This window comes from Sporosarcina jiandibaonis (genome assembly GCF_013184495.1).
Classification (GTDB): domain Bacteria; phylum Bacillota; class Bacilli; order Bacillales_A; family Planococcaceae; genus Sporosarcina; species Sporosarcina jiandibaonis.
In genome coordinates, this window is the sequence record NZ_JAAOIY010000006.1 from 1 (window position 1) to 23,396 (window position 23,396).

Genomic DNA, 23,396 nt, shown 5'->3' on the forward strand with positions numbered 1-23,396 from the left:
ATCAAGAAGACAATGGAATCTTAAAAAGATGACTCCGATTGAATATCGAAGTCATCTCATAGCTGCCTAATTAGCAGCGGGTATTTTATTAAACTGTCCGAAATTTAGGGCGCAGTTCATATAAAAATTCATCCTGCACTTTATTTTCGACATTTTAATATTGTTTACCTTTTACAACAAAACCTTTATATCTGTTTCCCCAATAATCTTCATTAGGAGCGCTCGGCTTTGCGGTAGTGAATATTGGACGATTTGACCGATTACGATGGCGACGATGACTGTTCCGATGCCGACTGGACCGCCGAGGAGCCAGCCTGCTAGAGCAGCGATTATTTCGATGATGGTACGCGCTTTTTTAAGGCTTGTTCCGAACTTATCGACGATGACAAGCATTAAACTATCGCGCGGTCCTGCTCCGATATTGGGTGAGACGTAAATGCCGGCACCGTAGCTCATTACGACAACGCCGAACATGAAAATAACCGTTTGTCCGGCGAGTGTTTCGATTTCTGGGATCATCCAGTTGAACATGTCGATAAATAAGCCAATTAAAAGCATATTGAGCCATGTGCCGATTTTGGGTAACTCTTTGCGAATAATCGCTGTTGTGGTCACGATTGTAAGGCCCAAAAGTATGCTCCATGTACCAATTGTTAGTCCAAACTTATTAAACAAACCGACATGGAGTACGTCCCATGGCCCGATTCCGAGACGATGCCCTTTTATCGTCATGGTTGCGCCGAGCGCCATGACTAGCATGCCGAATAGATAGAACGCCCATCTCCAAAATAATATCTTTCTCATTCAAGTCCTTCTTTCCCTTGTTAAACTGCTACTGAGTTTTCACAATATCTTTAAATACAGCTTCCGATACTTCCTTGAGATTTTCCGGCGACAGCTTCATTTGCACACCTGGTCGACCCGCACTTACGATGATTTCGTCTAGTTCCAACGCGGATTCATCGATGAATGTCGGATATTTTCTTTTCATGCCGATCGCTGAACAGCCTCCGCGGACATATCCGGTTTCTTTCGTTAAATCTTTTAAAGGAAGCATTTCCAACTTTTTAACACCTGCCGCTTTCGCTGCTTTTTTTAAATCAAGTTCGAGGGCGACCGGCAATAAAAATACGAAAAGTTCTTTTTGACTCGCCTTAGTCACGAGTGTTTTATACACAGCTTCTACTGCTTGTCCCGTTTTTTGTGCGACGGAAACTCCATCTACTTGACCATCACTGATGTCGTATTCCATTAACTCATAGTGAATATTTTCACCGTCCAGAATTCGGACAGCATTTGTTTTCGGAGCCTTATTTGGTTTTGCCATGAGTAGTCACCTCTTAAAAGGCCGCCATTTTCGGCAGCCGATTATTATTTATCGAAAAGTTTTTTCAACGCTTCCGCCATTGCGGTGTTTTCTGGTTCCTCTTGCTTTTTTAAATACTTTTGGACATCTCGTTTATTCGCTCGGTTGCCTGATTCTTTACGGCGTTTTTCAAATGCCGATAACTTTTCTCGATGTCCGCAAGAACAAACGAAAATTTGTCCATCGCCTTCCCCGCGCAGTTCCAATCGTTTTTTACAAACAGGGCATCTGGCATTTGTTTGTCTTGAAATACTTCGGCGATAACCGCATTCACGGTCTTGACAAACATGCATTTTCCCGCGTTTCCCGTTCACTTCAAGAAGAAGTTTTCCGCAATCCGGGCATGTTCTTCCTGTGACATTATCGTGTCTGAATTTTTTATCGTCTGTTTTGATTTCAGTGACGGCTTGCTTTGAAAAGGCGATCATATCCTTCATGAAGTCTGCTTTTTTCATTTTTCCATTGGCGATTTTCGTGAGTCCTTGCTCCCACTCTGCAGTGAGCGCTGGCGACTTCAAATCTTCCGGTACTAGCTCCAGAAGTTGGCGACCTTTTGACGTCGTAAAAATATCATTTCCTTTTTTCTCAATCACGAATGACTTGAACAATCTTTCAATCACATCTGCGCGTGTCGCGACTGTTCCTAGTCCGCCCGACTCGCCAATTGTCTTGATTAAATCCTTCGATTCACCTTGCATGAATTGCGTCGGATTTTCCATTGCCGCGAGAAGTGTTCCTTCATTGAACCGAGCAGGAGGTGTTGTTTTCCCTTCTGTCATGGTTACAGCCCGCACTTTTACTTCTTCGCCTTTTTTGAATGAAGGCAGCGTTTCTACGGCATCATCGTCAGATGCGTATACCTTTTTCCAGCCTTCATCAGTAACCGTCCGCCCTCTCGCATTGAATGTTTCATTCCCAACGACTAGCTCGGCAGTCACTTGATCATAGCGGAATGGGCCAAAGAAGACAGCGAGGAACCGGTTGACGATTAATTCATAAAGTCGTTGTTCACGATCTGATAGCTTTTGGTAAATCGGGGTTTCCTCTGTCGGAATAATCGCGTGGTGATCTGAAACCCTTTTATCGTCGATTACGCCTCTTTGCGGTTTAATTGTTCCTGAACGAAGAAGTGTATTCGTCGTTTTCCGGAATGGACCAAAATCTACAGCTTTAATACGCTCTTTCAACGTATTTGCCATATCCGACGTTAAATGTTTTGAATCCGTACGAGGATACGTCACGGCTTTATGATGCTCATATAAGTTTTGCAGTGTGGAAAGTGTTTCCTTTGCCGACCAAGACCAACGTTTATGCGCTTCTTTTTGGAGCTCGGTTAGATCAAATAGATGAGGAGCCGGCTGTGATTTCGGTGACGTTTTGACATCTTTTATTTTCCCAGAATGAATCCCGTCTAAATCTTTGAGCCGTTTTTCAATGTTTTCTTTATCAAACGACCGCGTTTGACCGGCGTTGTCGCGCCATGTAAATGTCGCTTTTTCGGTTATCGCCTGCAAGCCGTAATAGGCTTTAGGTTTAAATTCGTTGATTTGTTTTTCACGTTCTGCAATCATCGCAAGCGTCGGCGTTTGAACGCGTCCCGTTGAAAGTTGGGCGTTATGTTTTACAGTTAGCGCACGTGTCGCGTTTATGCCTACAACCCAATCCGCTTCTGCGCGTGCAACCGCTGCTTCGTATAGGTTTTCATAAGCGCGACCTGGTTTCAAATTGTTAAACCCGTCTTTGATCGCTTTGTCTGTCACGGATGAAATCCATAATCGTTTCACAGGTTTTCTGCTTTTCGCTTGCTCCAAAATCCAACGTGCAACGAGCTCTCCTTCACGTCCTGCATCCGTTGCAATAATGACATCTGATACGTCATTTCTACGCAACTGGCTTTTTACCGCATTGAACTGTCTCGTCGTTTGACGAATCGGGACGAGTTTGAATGGGTCTGGAATAATCGGTAGATGTTCAAGTTTCCATTCCTTGTATTCATTGCCATACCCTTCTGGATCGGCATGCGTCACCAAATGGCCAAGCGCCCATGTGACGATATATTTTGTACCTTCTAAAAATCCATTTCCTTTTTTATTACAGCCAAGCACTCGCGCAATATCTCGCGCAACAGAGGGCTTTTCGGCTAATACAAGTGATTTAGACATAGGTAAATCCCCTTTCTACATATCCCTATTATAGAGGAGAATGCAGTTTGATGCATGTCGGGCGAATGAATGGGGGTGGGGGAATTGGAAGATCATATTAACTGATATAATTGATTAAAGGGATTAATTATTTATTTAATCCGTTACGGATTTTACTAGATTGCGTCTAAGTAAGTGAAGTGGGGTGATAGAGATGTCTAGTGAGAAATGGTTTGATGACTATTTTGATTCCGTTTACAGTTACATTTTATTACAAGTCAAAGATCCACATACTGCGGAAGATTTAACCCAGGAGACATTTTTAAAGGTCTTTCGGAACGAACATCAATTCAAAGGACAGTCCTCCATCAAGACATGGATTTTTCGGATTGCGTATACGACAACGATGAGTTATTTCAGAAAGAAAAACCCTTTAACATATTTTATCGATTTAAATATGCTTAAAGATGATACCTCTCCCGAAAAAATCGCGCTTCTTAATTCGCAACAAAAACAATTTTATGAAGCGCTTGGTGGATTAAAATCTAGCTATCAGCAAGTGATTATATTACGAAGGATACAGGGATTTTCCACAATTGAAACTTCGTCCATCTTGAATTGGTCGGAAGGGAAAGTGAAGATGAGTCTGTCGCGGGCACTTGCCGCATTCAAAAAGGAATTGGAGAAAGGAGGATTTTCTAATGAAGCACTTATCCGATGATGACGTAACGAAAGGGTTGGAAACGCTCTGTCAATCATTCCAGCCTTCTGCTACGCAAAAAGAAAATTCGCGCCGCCATATTTTCCAACCGAACCATCGCAAAAAAGGATTTCACATCCAATCATGGCTTCCAACTATCGTTTCGATTGTCGTTTTATTCACTATCGGCATTGGTATTTTCGTTTTGATCAACAATGAAAGTTATATGGGTGCAGGCGAATCCACTGGAAATGGAGCGCTTATAACGGACGTTACGGCTTCCTGGGATAGGGCCTTATTGAGTCAAACAAGTACAACTAGCCCTACCAAATTTGAAATTATTTTCAGTAAAGATTCACTTGTCATTTATGATCGATTCCAAGATGTTGGGGCGGCGTATACCCCAGATCTGGATCAAAGTTTCGAAGAGGCGTTTGCGAAATATAAGATAAAAGAGTCGCCTTTAGTGGTAGGAGAGTTTACCGAATATAGAGTAGTTAAAAAAAATAACGATATGTATACGATTGAAGTGACTGGTAAGCAAAGATTCACATATACTTTGAAAAAAGTGGCCCCTAGGAAATTCGTAGGTGAAGAAGGGATTGAATATTCGACTGGGACTTATGTTGAATAAGACTATTCATTCAAAAAAGCTGCCATCCCTTATCCAAGGTCTGACAGCTTTTTTTATTTCGTAAACAATTCCTCAATCTTTTCAATCGGAATCTGCGACTCGCCGTTTTCTACATCGAGTCTTTCTTTTACTTTCTCGATTGTTTTTGCAGGAGATGTTAATGACATGACTGTGTCCCCCGCTTGCGCTTGCAATTCGACATCTGGTGCATAGAATTCTATTGCACCGTCTGCACGCAAGATGTAAAGCAGGATTGATTTATCATCGCGTTCGCGTAAATATTGCGTGTAGCTATATTGTTTTGTGATCAATGTTTTACGGATGACATGGCCCGTGTTGATTCGATCTTCGAGCTCGTATATAGAAACTGCTGGTGTAAAGAGCAACTGCCCGCCTGAAACTGTCGATGACATATTTTCATGATTGAAATGAAATGCCGTTTGGTACAAATGGTCTCGACCGAGATCCGGTTCAAAGTCTTCGCAGACATGCGCGTTGTAAGTATCGATTTTCGACATCGCCAACATGAAACGGTACGGTGTCAAATCCAGTTCATATTCAAGATGTCTTGAGAGAATATCGCCAACGAAGCTGTTCAACCCTAGTTTACGGGCATGCGTTAACCCCGCCCATGTTCTATCGATAATGAGTACTTCATTGCCTGTTTCTTTCACTGATTTTGCAAATTCGGCTGCAAATCGACTTCCCCCGACAATTAGAATTCCTGATTCATCTGTCGTTGTTAAATTCAATTTTTTCGCTAATGGTCCGATTGTAAACCCGTGAAGCACAACAGTCGCGAAAACAAGCGCGAACGTTAACGCTGTCAGCAGCTCCGCGTCAGGATATCCGTGGTCTAATAAAATCGTAGCAAAGTAGCCCGATACAGTCAGCGCTACAATGCCGCGCGGTGCAATCCATCCGACTAGCAATTTTTCTTTTGCTGTCAAATCAGTGCCAATCGTCGAAATCCAAATCGATAATGGACGCACGATAAATAACATCGCAAGAACATATAAAATGATATTCGAGTTGAAAATCTCGATGAGCACTTTTGGATTCAACGACGCCGTCAACATGACGAAAATTCCAGAAATCAGGAGTACCGAAATATTCTCTTTAAAATGACGGATTTCCCGGATTGACGTCAGATGCATATTCGCCATCGTCATCCCCATTGCCGTTACTGCAAGAAGCCCGGTTTGCGGCATAATTTCATCCGAAAATACGAATGTGAATATAACGACCGCGAATAACACCGGCGATTTTAAAAACTCAGGAACCCTACCACGTTCAAAGGCAATACCAAGAAGATGAGCAACTCCCCATCCTAAAAGAACCGCAAAAATGGATGCTGCAAAGAACAATAGAAATGAGTTTAAAGTCACTTCCCCGTCCACGAATCGAATAAATTCAAAAGCAAAAACAGCGAGAAGCGCGCCGAACGGGTCGACAACTATCCCTTCCCACTTCAAAATCGCAGCAGGACGCGGTTTCAGTTTCGCTTGCCTTAGAAGCGGTAAAATAACCGTCGGACCGGTAACGATGAATAAGCCTCCGATAATAAATGAAACTGATAATGACAATCCCGCTACATAATGTGCAGCAAGTGAACCAGCAATCCAAGCGATAAATGCGCCGATCGTTATGATTCGCAGCACCGGTTTATTGAATCCTCTAATTTCCTTGAAATCGAGGTTTAAACTTCCTTCGAATAAAATGAGCGCAACAGCAAATGTAATGATCGGACCGAATAAATTCCCCATACTTGCCTGCGGATTAATTAAACCTAAAATCGGACCGACTAGAAGTCCCGCCACAGACATGACAACAATTGCCGGCATTCGAAATCTCCATGCTACCCATTGGGACAATATCCCGATTAATACGACGAGCATTAAGTCAAACACTAACGAATCAAACAACCGGTCCCCTCCTCTGTCCTAAATGAAATAACTAGTTTACCATACTATAAGTTCTGTACAACCTTAAAAATACATAAATTATTTTTTCTAACCATACGATAAAGAGATAATAAAAACGTTTGGATTAGGAAGGATGATTCCAATAGACAAACTACCGCAAATGATGTTGGCATTTTACATCCAGGACACGGAAGGTAAAGGGACATACCCTATTCGACGGGCAAAAGTGATTGCAGAGGCCTTACCCGATACAATTGAAATTATATTTATTCTTAAAAAAGGTTCTCACCCTGCCCCTGAAGGATTTAAAACTATCACGTTTAAAAATAGTACAGAGTTGTTAAGCATTCTTGAAAAAACAAGACCGAATCTGCTCGTTCGCGATAGCGGATCCACCACGCAAGAAGAAGTCGATAAAATTCGTAAAATCGTTCCTTCAATCATTCATTTTGATGATTTTGGGAGTGGTGGCGAGTCAGCCGATCTCGTTATTCAAACGCTTTATATGGAAACCAATGAAAAACCGCATGAGCATTATGTTGTTGGACCGGAAAGTTTTATAGCAGATGATGAATTGTCTGCGTTTAAACATATCGGTTTGGGAAAAGCGGCGACTCGCCCGCTTCCACATCTCGTCATTACTTTCGGTGATGAAGATTTAGGAAACTTGACGTACCGTGCACTTCGTCATATGTTGCAACTTCAAATTCCACTCAAAGTAACTGTGCTTTTAGGTGAAAATTACAAGCACGATAAAACCGAGCTGCGAATAATGGCATTGGGGAGACGGAATACATTCATCAAAGAACAGCCTGCCTCATTAGCTGAATTTTTATCAACTGCGGATGTGATTCTTTGCGCGTCGGGTTATATGCCCTATGAAATCGCGGTTATGGGCATTCCTTGTATCGTTTTGGCGCAAAATGAGTTTGAAACTTCCTTGGATTTCCCGAAAGAAAAACATGGTTTTGTTCACCTCGGTCCTGGACGGAAAATTAAGCAGTCAAGTCTATTAAATGCGATCATGGAACCGCTTCTTCACGAGCCGCTCAGGCGTAAAGCGATTGAGCGTCAAGTTGCTCTTAATCTCGGAGAAGGTAAAGAGATGGTCTGCGAAGCGATTCTCTATTATCTTGAATATCCGAAGCGGGGAACTCATAACGAGACAGGAAAAAGCACCTCTGATGTGATATAGTGGGGAAAAAGATAGGAGTTTTTCCCTTGGATAAAAAACAAATCGAACGAGAAATCGCAGAACTGAAAATGGAGTATGTCAATTTACAAGGAGATATCGAAAAGCTCGAATCTGTCGGCCAAAATAGATTCGTCGCCAAATCCGAAGTGCGCCTCGGCGCAATGGAAGAGAAACTTGCGATGTTGAATAAAAAATTAGCTGAATTTGAATAAGAGTAAAAGTCGCCTAAAGTGGGCGACTTTTTTTGTTTACTTTTGTTATTTTTTTTAATTTGCTTGCACTCATATGCGGTTTCCTTGCAGTTTTATGGGTTTTGCTTGCACTCAAATGATTTTGCTTGCAAGCCGGGACCTTACACCTATATAAGAACCGAGGCATTATCGTGAAATTTTAGTAAGTCGTTAACTTGAACAATTCCTGCAGCCGAATAATACTTCGTTGGTAAAACGTAAAGTCGTCTTGGTACTTTTCGAAGTCGACGGTGTAAAGTGCGTCTTCGTTATTCCATAGTCTTGTAAAGTAAGCGTTGATGTCTTGAACGAGTTCGCTGTCGTTTTGCGCGATGATCCGGAGGTTTGATTCCAAGTTATAGTTATTTAAAGCGCGCTCGGTTAAATTTGCGGCGCCGTTGGAAATATATGTTTCGTCAGCAGTTTGGACGACGACGAGCTTTGTGTGGTATTGACCGATTACAGTGTTGTACCAGCGAATATCGATTGCCCCCTTTGAATCTTTCATCATTCTTTGTGCAACTGGCCGATTGGGCAGACCCGTTTTTTGACTGCCGAATGAGTTTTCGTTGGGATCTAAAATCATCTTCACATCTACTCCGCGGTTTGCGGCATCCAGAAGCGCTTCAACCACATTTTCTTCGGCTATGAAAAACATTCCAAGAAAAATTTGATCGCCTTTTTGCGCTTTATCAATATCGGCTAGCATTGTGTCGAGTATTTTCTTCTCTGTTATATATTGGACTTGGTACTTCCCGTCCGATTTTTCGTCGACTTTTACCCGCGGCAATGTGCCGCCGTTCGTATAATTCACTACCGCTTCTTCAGCTTCTAAAATATCGTTTAAGACGGACCCCGTTACTTTCATGGCGACATTCCCATGAAAACCGCTGGCGTTATGCGGGTTTGAAGACGTTACGATAGCCTCTTTGTCGGTGACAATCGCCTTTCGATGATTCGCTTTTATATTTAATAATGTCATATAGGATGCAAGTGTCATTTTCGGCGCTTCGTTTGCCATCGCATTCGGAATCCACCCCTCCCCTTTTACGTCCATCCATCTGAAAATTGTTCGATAGAGGCCTGAGTAAACTGGCGTTGAATCACGAAGCGAATCTAAGTCTGTGTAAACAACGTCAATGCCCGCATCTTCCATTTGTTCGAACCACTTATTTTCATAGGAACCATATCCAATATTGAGCGGGTCTGTGATGAAGGTGATTGGCATTTTCGGGTTTATTTCTTTTTTCTCAACTAAATTCGCAGTCAGCGTCTCTACATTTTTCGGAAAATCAATGTCCTCGTCTGAATAATGATCAAAGAGAAAGAAGTCGAGTACGATGAATTGCTCGGCATCCTCGATTAATCGATTCACTTCGTCAAAGATTTGAAGCTCGTGTTGCAAGTCGTCTCCTTTCTCATTTTGCGCGTACGTTAAATCAGTAATCATCTGAACATCGTCTGTGTAGTGTAATTTTCCTTCGTATGAAAGGCCGGGTGGGAGAGGCTTATATGTATGCCATAAAATCGTTGCTATATAGATGAGAAGTATTATTCCTACGCTTCCAAATATTATTTTCTTCTTCGTTTTCATTTGAACATCTCCGCTTCAAAACAACTAGGTCATTGGTATGTTCCCCGTGAGGATAATCGGTAAACAAACCGCACAGGGTTTTATTCGCAAATAAAAAAATGGAGGCCGAGCGATACGAGAATAAAAAATGGGGGCGAGACGGTACGAGAATAAACATGGGAGCATCGAGAGCAATCGGACCCGCTGCGAGAGCAAACCGAGGCGCAACGAGAATAAAAAAATGGAGGCGGGACGGTACGAGAATAAACATGGGAGCACCGAGAGCAACCGGACCCGCTGCGAGAGCAAACCGAGGCGCAACGAGAATAAAAAATGGAGGCGGGACGGTACGAGAATAAACATGGGAGCACCGAGAGCAACCGGACCCGCCGCGAGAGCAAACCGAGGCGCAACGAGAATAAAAAATAGGGGCAGCGCAATACGGCCTGGAGCTAAACGTGAGCAATAAAAAACACAGCCGTCGATTGGTAACGGATTCGGTTGATGGGGAGAAAAGTGCAATTAACAACGTAAATAACAGCTTTATCAGCATATATTTCAACAGTGAAATGGCTATATAAAAAACAAGTAAAAACGCTCAGATTTTGAAACTGCACCCCAATTGTTGGACACAATCTAACAATTGGAGGTGCAGTTTTTCTATGGCAAAATATACGCTTGATTATAAACTATCGGCTGTTAAACGGTATTTGGAAGGCGGAGAAAGTTATATTTCAATCGAAAGGTCAATTGGAACATCTGTAAGCGTAGTGATGAACTGGGTAAAGCAATATCAAGCTCATGGGATAGAGGGTTTAATGAAGAAAAACTACACAAATTACTCCTTACAGTTTAAACTGGATGTACTTAACTACATGAGTGATAATGGGACGTCACCAAATGAAACAGCAGTGATTTTTAACATTTCCTCTCCAGCAACGATAAGAGCTTGGAGGATCCTTTTTGAAAAAGGTGGTGTAGACGCCCTCACTTCTAAGAATAAGGGGCGTCCATCCATGAAAAGAGAATCCCGAAAGAAACAAAATAACGAGTCTCCAAAAGATGCTGTCGAAGCTTTACAGGCCGAAGTGGCACAATTACGAATGGAGAATGAGTATCTAAAAAAGTTGAATGCCTTAGTTCAAAACAAGGAAAAATCACCAAACAAGATAAAGCGAAAGTAATCTATGAACTAAGGTTAAAATTCCCGGTTAAAGCACTTATAAAGTTAGCTGGTATACCCCGCAGCGTTAGTTTGTTCTTCAACTAAACTGCACCTTTAGTTCAATAAGAAAAAAGGCTTTACTCCGTCTTGAACTAAAGCACCCGTTAGTTAAAAGTGAAGCTTATTCAACAATCGCGCCCGATCATTGCATATGTGATTTCTTTTCCACGCCTACTATTTTGCACCCTTCATGCTTTTTAAAGTTTTCATGTATCCAAGTGACAATAAAAGAACGACTGTATATATAACTACACTACCCATAGAGTATAAAGCCCGTAATTTGTTACTGACCGGAGAATAACCACTATGAGCATTGTAATGCCGTTCTGCACCTTCAAACCCTGCCTGAATACTGATTAACGCTAATCCCAATAACACTAAAGCAAAAATAGCCTTTTTATGACAGATCATTTTAACTAAGTTCTCCTTAAAAACGGAGGAAAAGGATATTTTACCTCGATAATCTTTCGATTGCTCTTGTTTTGAAAATGGAACCAAAAAGAAAATCAGAAGCCCACTATAAACCAGCAACAGGACTACAAATTCAGAAAAGCCCATGTGAACAACCTCCCTAGTCCTTTATTTTACTACCTTTGTCTCTTTTGTCTCTAAATAACATTCAACAATCTGGTCCGATTGTTGAACACAAGTTAAACAACACTCTTCAACTAATAAGACGTTCTCATGTTAATTAAAATTACTCTTTTTCAATCTCTGTATGCTCAATCTGTTCTAAAATCCAAGGTTCATCTCCTTTTTTTGAATATAAAGAAAAATACTCTTTGTTTTCTTCAATCAAGTTCCAAACCATCTCTTCTTTGACAACTACCTTAAATGCTTTATCTTTAGTTTGATTGTTAGGGTCATATGCTTCTATCCAATATTCCTTGTAATCGTTGGAATGACCTTTTTCAATTACGATTAACATAGAAGTAGTAGATTTAGAAGCTCCCCCACATGATATCAGTATTGTTAACAACATAAATATAATAAATATATTGGAAATTTTTCTCATTTTATATCCCCCCTCAACTATTTATTTCACATAAGAAAGTCATCTTTCCCTGTATAGTGCAAAATGAAAGTACATAGTATTGCAAGCAAACTTGGCGTTGCAACTTTACATGGAGTGATGGGCATGAGCCTTTGCAGGCAAAGCCAGCCCTTGATTTAGCTGGAGAACACTATTGCAACTTTTTTATCATCGATAAAATCCAGATGATATTTTCATCGAAAATCAGAATTTTTTTCTTCAACTAAACTGCCCCGTTAGTTGAAGAACATCATTTCACAATCTTTAATATATTTTAGCATATATTTCTCATCTTCCTTCTAAATTTTTTTACTCCCAATATCCAATTAGCAAGTGTTTTAACAATGGTATTAACACAGACACATAAATTTATGCGATGCTGTTAATTCCTGTGCCGATTGTAGTACCAGTTCGTTTATATAAAGCATCTAAATGTTGATGCAACAACAAAAACAGGGACACCAATTCATATGCGAATTGTGTCCCCGAACACTGTGTTTTTTAGGCAATTACATATTCGTATGCCGCTTTGTCGTCAATCATAAGTTCTTTTAAGTACTTTCTGGCACGAAATAGTCTCGATTTGACCGTTCCGATGGATACTTTCATTTCTTCCGCAATTTCGTTTAGAGAATATTGATAGACATAGAAGTACTCGATTGTCGTTTTATATATTTCATCTAATTTATCAATTTTCTGGCGAACAATTGATTGAATGTCATTTTGTTCAACAATTTCACCAGGCGTTAACGTATCACTTGGAACCAAATCGAGTATTGGAACGTCAAGTGTAGGTGGTTGGTTCATAACATGTTCGCTATGCCTTACATTTTTTCGGTAGCGATCTCGGAATGTGTTCATGCAGATGGTCGTCAGCCATCCTTTTAAATGGTCGATATCATCTAATCGATCACTGTAGCGAACCACTTTAACCCAGACGTCCTGCATAACGTCTTCGGCTTCTTCCTTATTTCGAGTTAGTTTTAAACATAGATGATAGATATACCGACCGTATTCTTCATACAAGGCATCCAGATTGTTAGTCATCTTAATTACTCTCCCGTCTTTTTGCTATTAACCTTATTATCAGCAATAAAGACGATTTAAACTATCGCATTCTCTTTCAGTAATCTTACAAACTTGTAAGGTTTGGAATTAATCTTCTCTTTCTGCTGTGATTTTCATGCGAATAATTCGAGTGCGTTCCATTTCTTCGATTTCAAACCGCAAGTTTTCATACGAAAAGCGTTCGCCTGGTTCCGGCAAATGACCAAGTTGTTGGAGAACAAATCCACCAATCGTTTCGTGATCCGTCGGCAATTCAATCCCGATTAGTTCCATCGCGTCTATAATTTCTAGTCGACCATGGCATGTTAAGGAGTCATCCGTCTTTTCATAAATCAGCACTTCTTCTTCCATATCGGTTTCGTCTTCAATATCTTGTCCGATCATTTCTTCGATTATATCTTCTTGCGTAACAATTCCAAGCGTTCCCCCGTATTCATCAAGCACAACAGCCATATGTTTCTTTTGCGAAAGCATCATTTTAAATACGGTCTCAACACTTGCTGTTTGAACGACGTAGATCATATCGCGGTCAATGAATTCCCCGAGCTTTCTTTCAGGTTCTAAAGACCATTCGATGAACATTTTCGAATAAAACATCCCCACTATGGTATCCATGCTTTCCTCGTACACAGGGTAGCGCGTGTAGAAGAACTCTAAAATCGTGTCGCGGACTTCTTCGTAAGTGGCCGTGAGCGGCAGACCGACAACATCCGTACGATGCGTCTCAAGGACGTCCCAAACATCTTTGTCACGAAAATCAAGAACACCTTTTAAGCGAAGCGTTTCATCTTGTTCGAAAGTTCCTTCTATTGTCGCGATGTCCATCATGGATTTAAGGTCTTCTTTCGTCAAAGTCGCTTCCCTGACTGTTCCTTTTGAAATTATGCGAATGAAAATATTCGTAAACATTGCCAGTATTGCCGTGAGCGGTGTGAGAATTATTACAAGCAATGAAATTGTCGGTGCAACTACATAGGCAACTCGATCAGCAAACGTTGCGGCAATCGTCTTCGGCAACACTTCACCGAATACGATAATAACGACCGTTAAAATACCGGTTGCGATGCCGACTTTCCAGCCCTTATCAATACAAATCATTGTTACGATTGTCGGCATCATTATATTGGCGATATTATTACCGATCAAAATCGCAGTAATCATTCGGTCCGGCTTCGAAATTAAGTTGAGCAGCTTTTCTGATTTTTTATCATCTTGATCAGCTCGAAGCTGGACCTTCATCCTATTTACTGCGGTCAGTGCCGTTTCGCTTCCCGAAAGAAAGAACGACATGATCAAAAAGAATCCGAGTGCGAAAAACAAAATTACATTCCTCCTAGGGGCGTTTTTCTTTATTCTATGTATAATTTGATTTTAGTTTATTTCACATATCATACCATATTTCCAATCAAACACATGACAATTTAACTTCATTTCTCACAATTCTGCTATACTATTTTCAGAAGGAAAACATATTGAAATGAGGGATTTGATTGGCGCATTTAGAAGAATTAGACCAATATTTCACTGAACAACGCGAAACGCATCTTGAGGAATTAAATGAATTTTTACGTATTCCAAGCATTAGCGCGTTATCTGAACACAAAACGGATATGCAACAAGCTGCACAGTGGTTGGTGAATTCATTGACGAAGGCTGGACTTGAGAACGTTTCTATCAATGAGACGAATGGCCACCCTGTCGTTTACGCTGATTGGCTACATGTGGAAGGAAAACCGACGATTCTTGTTTACGGTCATTACGATGTACAACCCGTCGACCCGCTTGAATTATGGGATAGCGCACCTTTTGAACCTGAAGTCCGCGATAATAAGTTATATGCTCGCGGCGCAAGTGATGATAAAGGACAAGTATTCATGCATATTAAAGCGGTTGAGGCGTTAATGAAAGAATCAGGAAGCCTCCCGGTTAACGTAAAGTTTTTAATTGAAGGCGAAGAAGAAATCGGAAGTCCTAATTTAGAGAGCTATATTGTTGATAATAAAGACAAGCTTTCCGCGGACGTTATTGTCATATCTGATACAGGCATGCAAGGACCTGGACAGCCAGCTGTTTGTTATGGACTGCGAGGACTTTGCGGCGTTCAAATCGATGTGAAAGGCGCGAAGAGCGACCTGCATTCCGGTTTATACGGCGGAGGGGTTCAAAATCCACTTCATGCGATGGTCGAGTTGCTCGCTTCGTTCCGTGATAAAGAAGGAAAGATTGCTGTGGAAGGTTTTTACGACAATGTGCGTCCTTTGAGTGATGAGGAACGCGAGGCCTATGAAGCGCTTGGATTCGATGAAGAAGATTTGAAAAATGAAATTGATGTGCCTGAGTTATTTGGGGAAAAAGGATTTTCACACCTCGAACGCACGTGGGCCCGTCCTACGCTTGAGCTAAACGGCATTTTCGGCGGTTTTTCCGGAGAAGGCATCAAGACTGTTCTACCTGCTGAAGCTGGCGTAAAGATCACATGTCGACTTGTGCCGGACCAAGATCCAGATGAAATCGTTGAAAAACTAAAAGCGCATATTGAAAAACATAAACCGGTCGGCGTTACTGTGACGGTTACTGAATTCGATAAAGGGAAACCGTTCATCACGCCATTTGATCATCCAGCCATTCAAGCAGCGGGCCGTTCGTACGAAAAGGTCTACAATGTGCCGACTGCATATACACGCGGCGGAGGTTCTATTCCAATCGTTGCCGCGTTCGATGAAATATTGGAACTGCCGGTTGTTCTCATGGGCTTTGGCTTATCAACTGAAAACTTCCACGCGCCAAACGAACACTTCCACTTGGAAAACTTTGATCAAGGTCTTCGTGTTATCGGCGATTATTATTATGAGATTGAAAAATTTAGTAAGGATGAACTGAAGAAATAAGTTTTCAAATGAATATGCGAGTACTTGAATCCCTTCTTCAAGTACTCGTTTTTTATATTCCTATTGCTTTCCAGTTTATTCCCGCAACGGATTGGGCAGGGTTTTTATTCCCGTATCGAGCTGCGTTGCTCCCGTTACGCGTGATGTTATTCCCGTTGCTCGCTAGTTTATTCCCGCAATGTTTTTCGCTGTAATTTTCCGTTGTGAGAATAGAGAAAATATTTATGTGCAAGTATAATACTTTCCATGGTATAATGTTTTTAGTAGAAAAAATGATAATAGAGGATGATTTTACTAGTGACTAAAAAACCATTAGCGTGGATTGTAGACAGCACTGCCTATGTTCCTGAGGAGCTACAACAACATCCGGATTTCTTTTCGGTGCCACTCAATATACATTTCGGAGAAAAGCAATATGTTGATGGAGTTGATCTGACTCCGGAGCAATTATACGGAAAAATCAAGAACGCGGAAGAGTTTCCAAAAACGTCACAACCTTCCGCCGGCGAGTTTTCTGAGCGATATAAAGTAATCGCTCAGAACTACGAAGAGGCGATCGCTATTCATGTTTCCGCAAAAATGAGCGGTACATTAGCATCTTCACAAGGCGGAGCTGAAATTGCCGGTTTCCCTATCACATTCATCGATTCGCTTTCCCTTTCATATGGGATTACAGGTTTAATTCAACGCGGGATTGAAATGCATGAAAATGGTTCAACTGTTCCGGAAATTAAAGATGGGTTAGAGAAGATGGTTGGTAAATGCACAAACTTTATCCTCATCGGTAAACTTGACCAATTGTACAAGGGCGGGCGTATGAGTGCTGCTCAGTTTTACTTAGGCAGTCTTTTAAAAGTGAAGCCGATTGTTCAAATTTCCACCGAAGGCAAACTAAAAGCCATCGATAAAGTACGTTCCGAAAAAAGAGCACTGCAATATTTGGTCGACAAAGTAGCTGATGGCCACCGTGCTGGCGTCAATAAAATCTATTTGATGCAAGGAAATGTTCCCGAGCAGGCTGAGCATTTAAAGAAGCTCATCAATGAACAGGTACCTGAAGTTGAAGTTGAAATCGGCGATATTAGTTCCGTGCTCGCTGTCCATGCCGGCGAAGGCACCCTTGCCGTTTTGTGGTATGAAGAGTAAATAGAAATGCAGCCCGCAGTTAGTAGACGGGCTGCATTTTTCATGGGAAATTATCGTTGATCTTGAAGAAAATATACCTGGCATTCGGCCTGTATGCATAGGAATCTTTATAGTCCCAAGTGCGATGCTTCACATTGTACGTATGCGCATTGACGAGTGGCTGCGAGCCATTTTTTGCTGTCACAATCGTCGAGTGATCAAATCTTCCGTCGTTTTGAAAGTCATAGACGATAACATCTCCAAGGTCCAATTGTTCCGCGGAACTAACTTGTGTCGCAGTCAAACCTCGTTTAGATCCTGCGAGATACCATCTAAGCGAATGGGATGTCGACCAACTAAAACTCCAAGTTCCGCCGCCAATCCACCATCCTCTCTCCCGGTTTGGATAACCCCACATCGGCGCCCCGCCCGCTCGAAGGCATTGTGAAATATAATTCGTGCAATCAACATCGAACTTCGGATAAGCGGGATTGTAGCTATTCCACCATTCATCCGCATACCGCACAGCAGCTAATCGGTCGTACAACACTGATCTCCTCCTATTCCAATCTATGAGCGCGTCAACAACCTCATGAATTTCCGACTATATCTTTGAAGCGATTAAGAATTAAGCAAACGACTAAAGAAGTCGGCGAGGCGACTAAAGCAGACGTTAAAACGACTAATGCATGGAAAATTCGACCAAAGCCGACTACGAAACGACTAAAGCGACACCTAAAACGACCAAACCGCCCAATCCAACAAAAAAGCACCTAAACCTCAATATTCACAAGGTTTAGGTGCTACTATTTTTATGGAGACTATCGGGATTGAACCGACGACCTCTTCACTGCCAGCGAAGCGCTCTCCCAGCTGAGCTAAGCCCCCTTAAATTTGGTACAATAAAAGTATAGCAGAATTTCAGATTGATGACAATAGGCAGGGGGATGCGGCGATGCAACATTTGGAAAGAGAAATTACGGAACCTGTTCTTCTTTGTGATGATAAAGGATTGCTTAACCCAGAAGCAATCGGCTTTGCGCGGTATCCGTTAATCACAAGTAATTTAACGAAAAACTTTATGAGAAAGAAAAAATGGAATTATTGGTGCGTTTACGGGGAAGAAATTATCTTTTCCGCCACCATCACCCATCTCGATTACGCAGCGGTTTGCTCCGTTTATATACTAAATTTCGAAACGCAAAGATTTTTCGAAAAACAAATTATCTTTCCCGGTGGTAGGAAAATAAAAATGTCCGAAGATGTTCTTGACAGCATCAAGTTTGTTGACGATACGATTTCTGTTCAAATGATCCATCTTCAGAATGAGACGCACCTTTCCGTTTCCATACCCGATTTTGATAATGACGTCCTTCATGCTGACCTTCACATCTTTCATCCGCCTGAAGATGAAACACTGAACGTCGTCATTCCAAGAAATCGGAACATCTTTCAATTCACTGCAAAGCATCATACTTTACCGACGAAAGGTTTCGTGAAAATCGGCGAACAGCGTTTTGACTTTAACGATGAATATAGTTTTTCAGTGCTCGATTTCGGGCGCGGGATCTGGCCGCGAAATGCGAGTTGGAATTGGGCCATGGCTTCCCAACGTCTCGGGGGACGTCGTATCGGGCTTAATTTTGGCGGTCAATGGACGGATGGCACAGGTATGACGGAAAATGCTGTTTTTATTGACGGGAAGATGACTAAGATCCATGAAGATGTTCTTTTCACTTATGATCGTGAATTTTATATGAAACCATGGAAAATTCGAACAAAATTTACAGATGACGTAAATTTAACGTTCACGCCTTTTTTTGAGCGAATTTCTAAAACAGATGCCAAGCTAGTACGTTCCGAGGTGCATCAACTCGTCGGGTATTTCAATGGTTATGTTCGATTACAGGACAACACGACTCTACAAATCCGACAAATGCTCGGTTGCTCTGAAGAACATATAGCAAAATGGTAAAAGGTTCCTCCACCTCATTCAATTCGTTTTTGTTTATTTTCTCAAATTAGCGGCAAAATACTAATAGAGGAATTATTACGAAAGGAAGCGAAGCGATTGAGAAAATCCAAATTCCTTATGATCACCATTTTCGCAAGCGTGTTTCTTGTTGTCGGTTGTGGAAATAATAATAATGATAACAAAAGGTCAGTTGAAAGCAGAGATGAACCACTTATATCCGCTGAAATCGAGGACCGTGACGGTTCATATTATTATGGCGCTGGCTACGGTTTTCTAGACTTTGATCTTGAAATCGACATTGATGGTAAAGATGCTATTGATATAAATTACGAAGTCGATAAACAGAATGATACTTTCGAGGCCGAATACAAGAATAATATTGAAAACTTCCATTTAAAAAATGAAGAAGCAATGAATGCGATCGATGAGTTTTTTAATGAAGTTTTATTGAATACTGAGAATAAATCCAAAGAAGATTTAATGAGAGAAATACTTGAGTCTTTAAATATAGAGGACTATTCAAAATTCGATCTCGAAATAACATACGACGACAATAGCACGCTAACTATTCAGGAAAGTAATTAGCTTGATACAAAAAGGCTGCGGAACACTCCTCAGCCTTTTTGGTTTTTATATTTTAGAATCTAGCAACATGTTGTAATAAACGCCTTGACGTTCGATCAGCTCTTTTTGATTTCCAGATTCGATTAGTTTTCCTTGTTCCATGACATAAACCGTGTCCGCTTTACGAACGGTGTTCAGTCTATGGGCAATGACAAAACTTGTTCGACCTTTCATCAGTCGGTCGAGGGCTTCCTGTATTTCGAGTTCAGTCACTGTGTCGATACTACTTGTCGCTTCATCGAGCAACAGAATCGCGGGGTCAGCCACAAGTGCGCGCGCGATTGACAACAGCTGTTTCTGCCCTTGTGAAATCTCTCCCCCGTCAGCAGTGAGGACAGTATCGTAGCCGTCTTCCAAGCGAATGATAAAGCTATGCGCATTCGCTTTTTTAGCCGCTTCAATGATTTCCTCGTCGGTGGCGTCCAGTTTTCCATAACGAATATTTTCAAAAACAGTCGCTTCGAATAAAAATGGATCTTGCAAAACGAAGGCAGTTTGGCTGCGAAGCGTTTGTCTCGGCAACTCGCTTATCGGGATGCCGTCGATATAGATTTCACCTTTATCGACTTCGTAAAACCGAGCAAGCAATTGCATAATCGTTGTCTTCCCCGCCCCGGTCGCGCCGACCATAGCTGCCGTTTCTCCGGCTTTCACGTGAAATGAAACATCTTTGATCGTATAACCGTCCGTATCAACAGCGTACCCGAATGAGACATTTCTAAATTCGACATCGCCTCTTAGTACGGCATCTTTATGCTTTGTCGCTTGATCCTTTTCAATGGGTTCATTCATAATGTTGAAAACGCGTTCTGCCCCGGCTAGTGCCGACAATACAGTATTGAATTGATTCGCCAAATCATTCAACGGCCGCGTGAATTGGCGCGCCAACTCGGAAAAAATAACAATTGTACCAATCGTAACAAGCCCATCCCCTTTTAACGCCAATAAACCGCCAATCCCCGCAACCACCGCGAAACTAGCATTGTTAAGCATGTTCATGACTTTCGGGATGAAACCTGAATACGTCAATGCCCAGAAGCCTGTTCGACGGAGTCGATCACTTTTTTCCGTGAATTCCTCCATGACATGCTCTTCTTGCGAAAATGCTTTGACGATGCGTTGACCCGAAATCGTTTCCTCTATCATTCCATTTAAAGATCCGACCGCCTGTTGTTGTTCTTTGAAAAGTTTTCCAGTTCGGCGCGTGATCCAACGCAGCGCGATAAACATGATCGGTATGATCATCATGGTCAGCAATGTCAAGAGCGGACTCAAGTAGAGCATTAACGCAACTGTTCCTGTCAACGTAAGGATACTTGAAAACACTTGAATGAAAGATGTATTCAGCGTCTGACTGACGTTTTCTATGTCGTTTGTCATGCGGCTCATTAACTCGCCGTGTTGACGTTTATCAAAGAAAGTGACCGGCAACTTTTGCAAGTGAGAAAATAGGTTAGTTCGCAAACGGTAAACGGTTTGTTGGGCTATCCCGACCATCCAATAGTTTTGAAAATACATGGAGGCCGATAAACCGACGTAAACCGCGATAAGAATCCCTATTTTCGAGCCAAGTCCATCAAACTGCGACGTGACAATATGGATATCGATAATTTTACCAACCATGAAAGGACCTAAAAGCGTCAAAGCTGAGCTGACGAAAACAAGTGCTAAAACCGTCAGCAAAAGCGCGCGTTGTTCATCTACGAGCTTCCATATTTGGTGAAGAACAAATTTCCAGTTACTCGCCCGCTCTCCTTTTTTTCTTCCAGGACCTTTAATATCTTCTTTTGTTAATATCGGTTCATAGCCAAAAGGTTTACGAATCGCGCGTAACATGAGCCTCCACCTCCCTTTCAGTTTGAGACTCTTCAATTCGTCGATAGAGCTCAGATTGTTTCAATAAATTCCTGTGCGTGCCGTACCCGACAACTCGGCCTTCATCGAGAAGCAGAATTTTATCGACTCCTTTTGCTGTTGAAATCTTTTGCGTCACGACAAGCATTGTCGCATCTTCTTTTTCAAGCGCATCCCATAGTTCCCTTTCCGTTTTTACATCAAGCGCACTTGTGCTGTCATCGAGGATTAATATGGACGGCTTTCTAACCAGCGCCCTGGCAATGGATAGACGCTGTTTTTGCCCGCCTGACAAGTTAACGCCTTTTTGCCCGACACGCGTTTCATACTTTTTCGGGAACAAATCGATTGAATCATGAATTTGCGCTTTTTTAGCTGCTCCGATAAGTTCATCATCATAGGCCTCAGTATCGCCCCATGATAAGTTTTCCAATATGGAGCCTGTAAAAAGAATAGATTGTTGCGGTACGAGTCCAATGGTGTCTCTTAAATCTTTTAATGGCCACTCTTTGACCTCTTTACCACTCACAAAAACTTTTCCTTCAGTCGCTTCAAATATTCGCGGAATCAGGTTCAACAATGTTGACTTACCAGACCCCGTAGCCCCCATGATAGCGAGTTTTTCTCCCGGTAATACATGAAATGACACATTATCCAAGATCGGTTCAGGTTTACCCGGATAATTGAAAGAAACATTTTCAAACCGTAAATCTCCCTCGTGCCTTCTGGTGCTTATCTCCCCTGAGTTTTGTATCTCCAGACCCTCATCGGCATTGAGTACTTCTTCCATTCTTTCAGATGAAGCTTTTGCACGTGAAAACGCGACTATGATAAATGCAAACATCGAGAACGCCCCAGTCAAACGCATCGCATAATTAACGACCGCAACAAGCTCCCCTACTTTCGCTCCCCCATCACGAACTTCAATCGCGCCAAACCACAGGACCGCCATTAAGCTAATATTCATGATGAATAAAAGAATCGGCAGTATTAATTCCATCAAGCGCATTGCTTGTACGGTATCATTTCGAAGCATGTCAGCGACTTTTGAAAAGCGGCTAGCTTCATACATGCCGCGCAAGTAAGCTTTTACAAGTCTCACTGCCTGCAAATTCTCTTGAATCACCCGGTTAACTCCGTCAAGTCGTTTTTGAATGCGCGTAAAATATTTAACGCCTGTCCGACCCATGAAATATAGGAAAAGAATTAGTAACGGTGCGCCAATGACTAAATAGAGCGCTAACTTGGGGCTTACCACAAACGCCATTATCAAACTTCCGATGACAGTAAGCGGTGCGCGCAGCATAATTCGAAGCGACATGAATAGAACGTTTTGCACCATCGTCACATCGCTTGTCAATCTAGTGATTAGCCCCGCTGTCGGAAACCGAAGAAAGGTTGCCATTGAAAAGTTTTGCACTTGGCGAAAAAGCGCTGTTCTCAAATCGAATGCAAAACTTTGTGCCGCATGTGCCGCGAAATAAGAGTTAATGACGCCTGATGAAAATGCGACGAATGCAAGTAGCATCATGACTCCCCCGAAAGTCCAAATGACATTCACATCGCCCGTGACGATTCCATCGTCAATAATTTTCGCAATAAGAAGCGGTTGAATAAGTTCGACACTAAGTTCGATTAACATCAAGCATAACGCGATTGCGATCGGCCATTTATATGGGAATGCACGAGAAAAAACTGTCCTCATCTATCTAAACCCCCAAAACTCTTTCGTATCTCGAACTAAACCCGATAGCACTATTATGCCATAACATTGACTGTTCTGTATACATTATCACGCCAATTTGAATAAGTTTTCCGAAATGAGAGACTATTTTTTCAT

At 41.8% G+C, this 23,396-nt stretch carries 22 protein-coding genes and 1 tRNA gene; 10 read left to right on the top strand and 13 right to left on the bottom strand.

What is annotated here, in order from left to right; translation table 11 throughout:
- Nucleotides 1-171: 171 nt before the first annotated feature.
- Genes G8782_RS14345 through G8782_RS14355 form a run of 3 tightly spaced genes read right to left on the bottom strand, consistent with a single transcriptional unit; the run spans nt 172 to nt 3,528 of the window.
- Nucleotides 172-804, bottom strand: a complete 633-nt coding sequence (locus tag G8782_RS14345; RefSeq protein ID WP_172372425.1) for a YczE/YyaS/YitT family protein — start codon at nt 802-804, stop codon at nt 172-174.
- A 28-nt stretch (nt 805-832) separates the two neighbouring features.
- Nucleotides 833-1,327, bottom strand: a complete 495-nt coding sequence (ybaK, locus tag G8782_RS14350; RefSeq protein WP_172372427.1) for a Cys-tRNA(Pro) deacylase — start codon at nt 1,325-1,327, stop codon at nt 833-835.
- Nucleotides 1,328-1,371: 44 nt separating this feature from the next.
- Nucleotides 1,372-3,528 (bottom strand): DNA topoisomerase III, encoded by a 2,157-nt coding sequence (locus tag G8782_RS14355; protein ID WP_172372429.1) that lies wholly within the window; start codon nt 3,526-3,528, stop codon nt 1,372-1,374.
- A gap of 193 nt (nt 3,529-3,721) precedes the next feature.
- Between G8782_RS14355 and G8782_RS14360 the strand changes: the two genes are divergently transcribed.
- Nucleotides 3,722-4,228 carry an RNA polymerase sigma factor gene (locus tag G8782_RS14360; RefSeq protein ID WP_172372431.1) on the top strand — a complete coding sequence of 169 codons (507 nt, stop codon included), beginning with the start codon at nt 3,722-3,724 and terminating at the stop codon, nt 4,226-4,228.
- Nucleotides 4,209-4,841 carry a hypothetical protein gene (locus G8782_RS14365; protein ID WP_172372433.1) on the top strand — a complete coding sequence of 211 codons (633 nt, stop codon included), beginning with the start codon at nt 4,209-4,211 and terminating at the stop codon, nt 4,839-4,841. The genes G8782_RS14360 and G8782_RS14365 overlap by 20 nt, the downstream gene beginning before the upstream one ends.
- Before the next feature lie 53 nt (nt 4,842-4,894).
- Here the strand turns inward: G8782_RS14365 and G8782_RS14370 are convergent, their stop codons facing one another.
- Nucleotides 4,895-6,766, bottom strand: coding sequence for a cation:proton antiporter (locus G8782_RS14370; RefSeq protein WP_172372435.1), 1,872 nt, complete (start codon nt 6,764-6,766; stop codon nt 4,895-4,897).
- Between the two features lie 133 nt (nt 6,767-6,899).
- Between G8782_RS14370 and G8782_RS14375 the strand changes: the two genes are divergently transcribed.
- Complete coding sequence (locus G8782_RS14375; protein WP_172372437.1) at nt 6,900-7,961, top strand: PseG/SpsG family protein; 1,062 nt, start codon at nt 6,900-6,902, stop codon at nt 7,959-7,961.
- 26 nt (nt 7,962-7,987) lie between these two features.
- Nucleotides 7,988-8,173 carry an SE1832 family protein gene (locus G8782_RS14380; protein WP_172372424.1) on the top strand — a complete coding sequence of 62 codons (186 nt, stop codon included), beginning with the start codon at nt 7,988-7,990 and terminating at the stop codon, nt 8,171-8,173.
- A gap of 178 nt (nt 8,174-8,351) precedes the next feature.
- Here G8782_RS14380 and G8782_RS14385 read toward each other — a convergent pair whose 3' ends face one another.
- Nucleotides 8,352-9,785 carry a phospholipase D-like domain-containing protein gene (locus tag G8782_RS14385; protein ID WP_172372439.1) on the bottom strand — a complete coding sequence of 478 codons (1,434 nt, stop codon included), beginning with the start codon at nt 9,783-9,785 and terminating at the stop codon, nt 8,352-8,354.
- A gap of 155 nt (nt 9,786-9,940) precedes the next feature.
- Between G8782_RS14385 and G8782_RS14390 the strand changes: the two genes are divergently transcribed.
- Together G8782_RS14390 and G8782_RS14395 are read left to right on the top strand one after the other, a co-directional pair.
- Nucleotides 9,941-10,123: a hypothetical protein gene (locus tag G8782_RS14390; protein ID WP_172372441.1), complete on the top strand. Its 183-nt coding sequence runs from the start codon at nt 9,941-9,943 to the stop codon at nt 10,121-10,123.
- 303 nt (nt 10,124-10,426) lie between these two features.
- Nucleotides 10,427-10,948 carry a helix-turn-helix domain-containing protein gene (locus G8782_RS14395; protein ID WP_172372443.1) on the top strand — a complete coding sequence of 174 codons (522 nt, stop codon included), beginning with the start codon at nt 10,427-10,429 and terminating at the stop codon, nt 10,946-10,948.
- A 215-nt stretch (nt 10,949-11,163) separates the two neighbouring features.
- Here G8782_RS14395 and G8782_RS14400 read toward each other — a convergent pair whose 3' ends face one another.
- The 4 genes from G8782_RS14400 to G8782_RS14415 all read right to left on the bottom strand — a co-directional run bounded on the left by G8782_RS14400 (nt 11,164) and on the right by G8782_RS14415 (nt 14,410).
- Nucleotides 11,164-11,547, bottom strand: a complete 384-nt coding sequence (locus G8782_RS14400) for a hypothetical protein (RefSeq protein WP_172372445.1) — start codon at nt 11,545-11,547, stop codon at nt 11,164-11,166.
- 139 nt (nt 11,548-11,686) lie between these two features.
- Nucleotides 11,687-12,004 carry a hypothetical protein gene (locus G8782_RS14405; protein ID WP_172372446.1) on the bottom strand — a complete coding sequence of 106 codons (318 nt, stop codon included), beginning with the start codon at nt 12,002-12,004 and terminating at the stop codon, nt 11,687-11,689.
- A 519-nt stretch (nt 12,005-12,523) separates the two neighbouring features.
- Nucleotides 12,524-13,069: an RNA polymerase sigma factor gene (locus G8782_RS14410; protein WP_172372447.1), complete on the bottom strand. Its 546-nt coding sequence runs from the start codon at nt 13,067-13,069 to the stop codon at nt 12,524-12,526.
- A gap of 108 nt (nt 13,070-13,177) precedes the next feature.
- The gene (locus G8782_RS14415; RefSeq protein WP_172372451.1) at nt 13,178-14,410 is read right to left on the bottom strand and encodes a hemolysin family protein; all 1,233 of its coding nucleotides are present in this window, start codon (nt 14,408-14,410) and stop codon (nt 13,178-13,180) included.
- A 170-nt stretch (nt 14,411-14,580) separates the two neighbouring features.
- Here G8782_RS14415 and G8782_RS14420 point away from each other — a divergent pair, with 170 nt between their 5' ends.
- Complete coding sequence (locus G8782_RS14420; protein WP_172372454.1) at nt 14,581-15,978, top strand: dipeptidase; 1,398 nt, start codon at nt 14,581-14,583, stop codon at nt 15,976-15,978.
- Nucleotides 15,979-16,275: 297 nt separating this feature from the next.
- Nucleotides 16,276-17,124 (top strand): DegV family protein, encoded by an 849-nt coding sequence (locus tag G8782_RS14425; RefSeq protein ID WP_172372456.1) that lies wholly within the window; start codon nt 16,276-16,278, stop codon nt 17,122-17,124.
- Between the two features lie 40 nt (nt 17,125-17,164).
- Here the strand turns inward: G8782_RS14425 and G8782_RS14430 are convergent, their stop codons facing one another.
- Entirely contained in the window at nt 17,165-17,650 is a 486-nt protein-coding gene (locus G8782_RS14430) for an amidase domain-containing protein (protein ID WP_172372458.1), read from the bottom strand.
- Between the two features lie 268 nt (nt 17,651-17,918).
- A tRNA-Ala gene (locus G8782_RS14435) sits at nt 17,919-17,991 on the bottom strand.
- A gap of 67 nt (nt 17,992-18,058) precedes the next feature.
- Between G8782_RS14435 and G8782_RS14440 the strand changes: the two genes are divergently transcribed.
- On the top strand, nt 18,059-19,078 hold the full coding sequence (locus G8782_RS14440; RefSeq protein ID WP_172372460.1) for a DUF2804 domain-containing protein: 1,020 nt from the start codon (nt 18,059-18,061) through the stop codon (nt 19,076-19,078).
- Nucleotides 19,079-19,174: 96 nt separating this feature from the next.
- Nucleotides 19,175-19,663 (top strand): YusW family protein, encoded by a 489-nt coding sequence (locus tag G8782_RS14445; protein WP_172372462.1) that lies wholly within the window; start codon nt 19,175-19,177, stop codon nt 19,661-19,663.
- A 45-nt stretch (nt 19,664-19,708) separates the two neighbouring features.
- Here the strand turns inward: G8782_RS14445 and G8782_RS14450 are convergent, their stop codons facing one another.
- Complete coding sequence (locus tag G8782_RS14450; RefSeq protein WP_172372464.1) at nt 19,709-21,538, bottom strand: ABC transporter ATP-binding protein; 1,830 nt, start codon at nt 21,536-21,538, stop codon at nt 19,709-19,711.
- On the bottom strand, nt 21,519-23,261 hold the full coding sequence (locus G8782_RS14455; RefSeq protein ID WP_172372466.1) for an ABC transporter ATP-binding protein: 1,743 nt from the start codon (nt 23,259-23,261) through the stop codon (nt 21,519-21,521). The genes G8782_RS14450 and G8782_RS14455 overlap by 20 nt, the downstream gene beginning before the upstream one ends.
- Nucleotides 23,262-23,396: the final 135 nt, after the last annotated feature.

Excerpts from the sequence above, each read along its gene's own strand:
- G8782_RS14400 (WP_172372445.1), bottom strand. The coding sequence starts at position 11,547 with ATGGGCTTTTCTGAATTTGTAGTCCTGTTGCTGGTTTATAGTGGGCTT.
- G8782_RS14355 (WP_172372429.1), bottom strand. The coding sequence starts at position 3,528 with ATGTCTAAATCACTTGTATTAGCCGAAAAGCCCTCTGTTGCGCGAGAT.
- G8782_RS14390 (WP_172372441.1), top strand. The coding sequence starts at position 9,941 with ATGGGAGCATCGAGAGCAATCGGACCCGCTGCGAGAGCAAACCGAGGC.
- G8782_RS14345 (WP_172372425.1), bottom strand. The coding sequence starts at position 804 with ATGAGAAAGATATTATTTTGGAGATGGGCGTTCTATCTATTCGGCATG.
- G8782_RS14395 (WP_172372443.1), top strand. The coding sequence starts at position 10,427 with ATGGCAAAATATACGCTTGATTATAAACTATCGGCTGTTAAACGGTAT.
- G8782_RS14385 (WP_172372439.1), bottom strand. The coding sequence starts at position 9,785 with ATGAAAACGAAGAAGAAAATAATATTTGGAAGCGTAGGAATAATACTT.
- G8782_RS14375 (WP_172372437.1), top strand. The coding sequence starts at position 6,900 with ATGATTCCAATAGACAAACTACCGCAAATGATGTTGGCATTTTACATC.
- ybaK (WP_172372427.1), bottom strand. The coding sequence starts at position 1,327 with ATGGCAAAACCAAATAAGGCTCCGAAAACAAATGCTGTCCGAATTCTG.
- G8782_RS14405 (WP_172372446.1), bottom strand. The coding sequence starts at position 12,004 with ATGAGAAAAATTTCCAATATATTTATTATATTTATGTTGTTAACAATA.
- G8782_RS14410 (WP_172372447.1), bottom strand. The coding sequence starts at position 13,069 with ATGACTAACAATCTGGATGCCTTGTATGAAGAATACGGTCGGTATATC.
- G8782_RS14365 (WP_172372433.1), top strand. The coding sequence starts at position 4,209 with ATGAAGCACTTATCCGATGATGACGTAACGAAAGGGTTGGAAACGCTC.
- G8782_RS14360 (WP_172372431.1), top strand. The coding sequence starts at position 3,722 with ATGTCTAGTGAGAAATGGTTTGATGACTATTTTGATTCCGTTTACAGT.
- G8782_RS14440 (WP_172372460.1), top strand. The coding sequence starts at position 18,059 with ATGCAACATTTGGAAAGAGAAATTACGGAACCTGTTCTTCTTTGTGAT.
- G8782_RS14455 (WP_172372466.1), bottom strand. The coding sequence starts at position 23,261 with ATGAGGACAGTTTTTTCTCGTGCATTCCCATATAAATGGCCGATCGCA.
- G8782_RS14450 (WP_172372464.1), bottom strand. The coding sequence starts at position 21,538 with ATGTTACGCGCGATTCGTAAACCTTTTGGCTATGAACCGATATTAACA.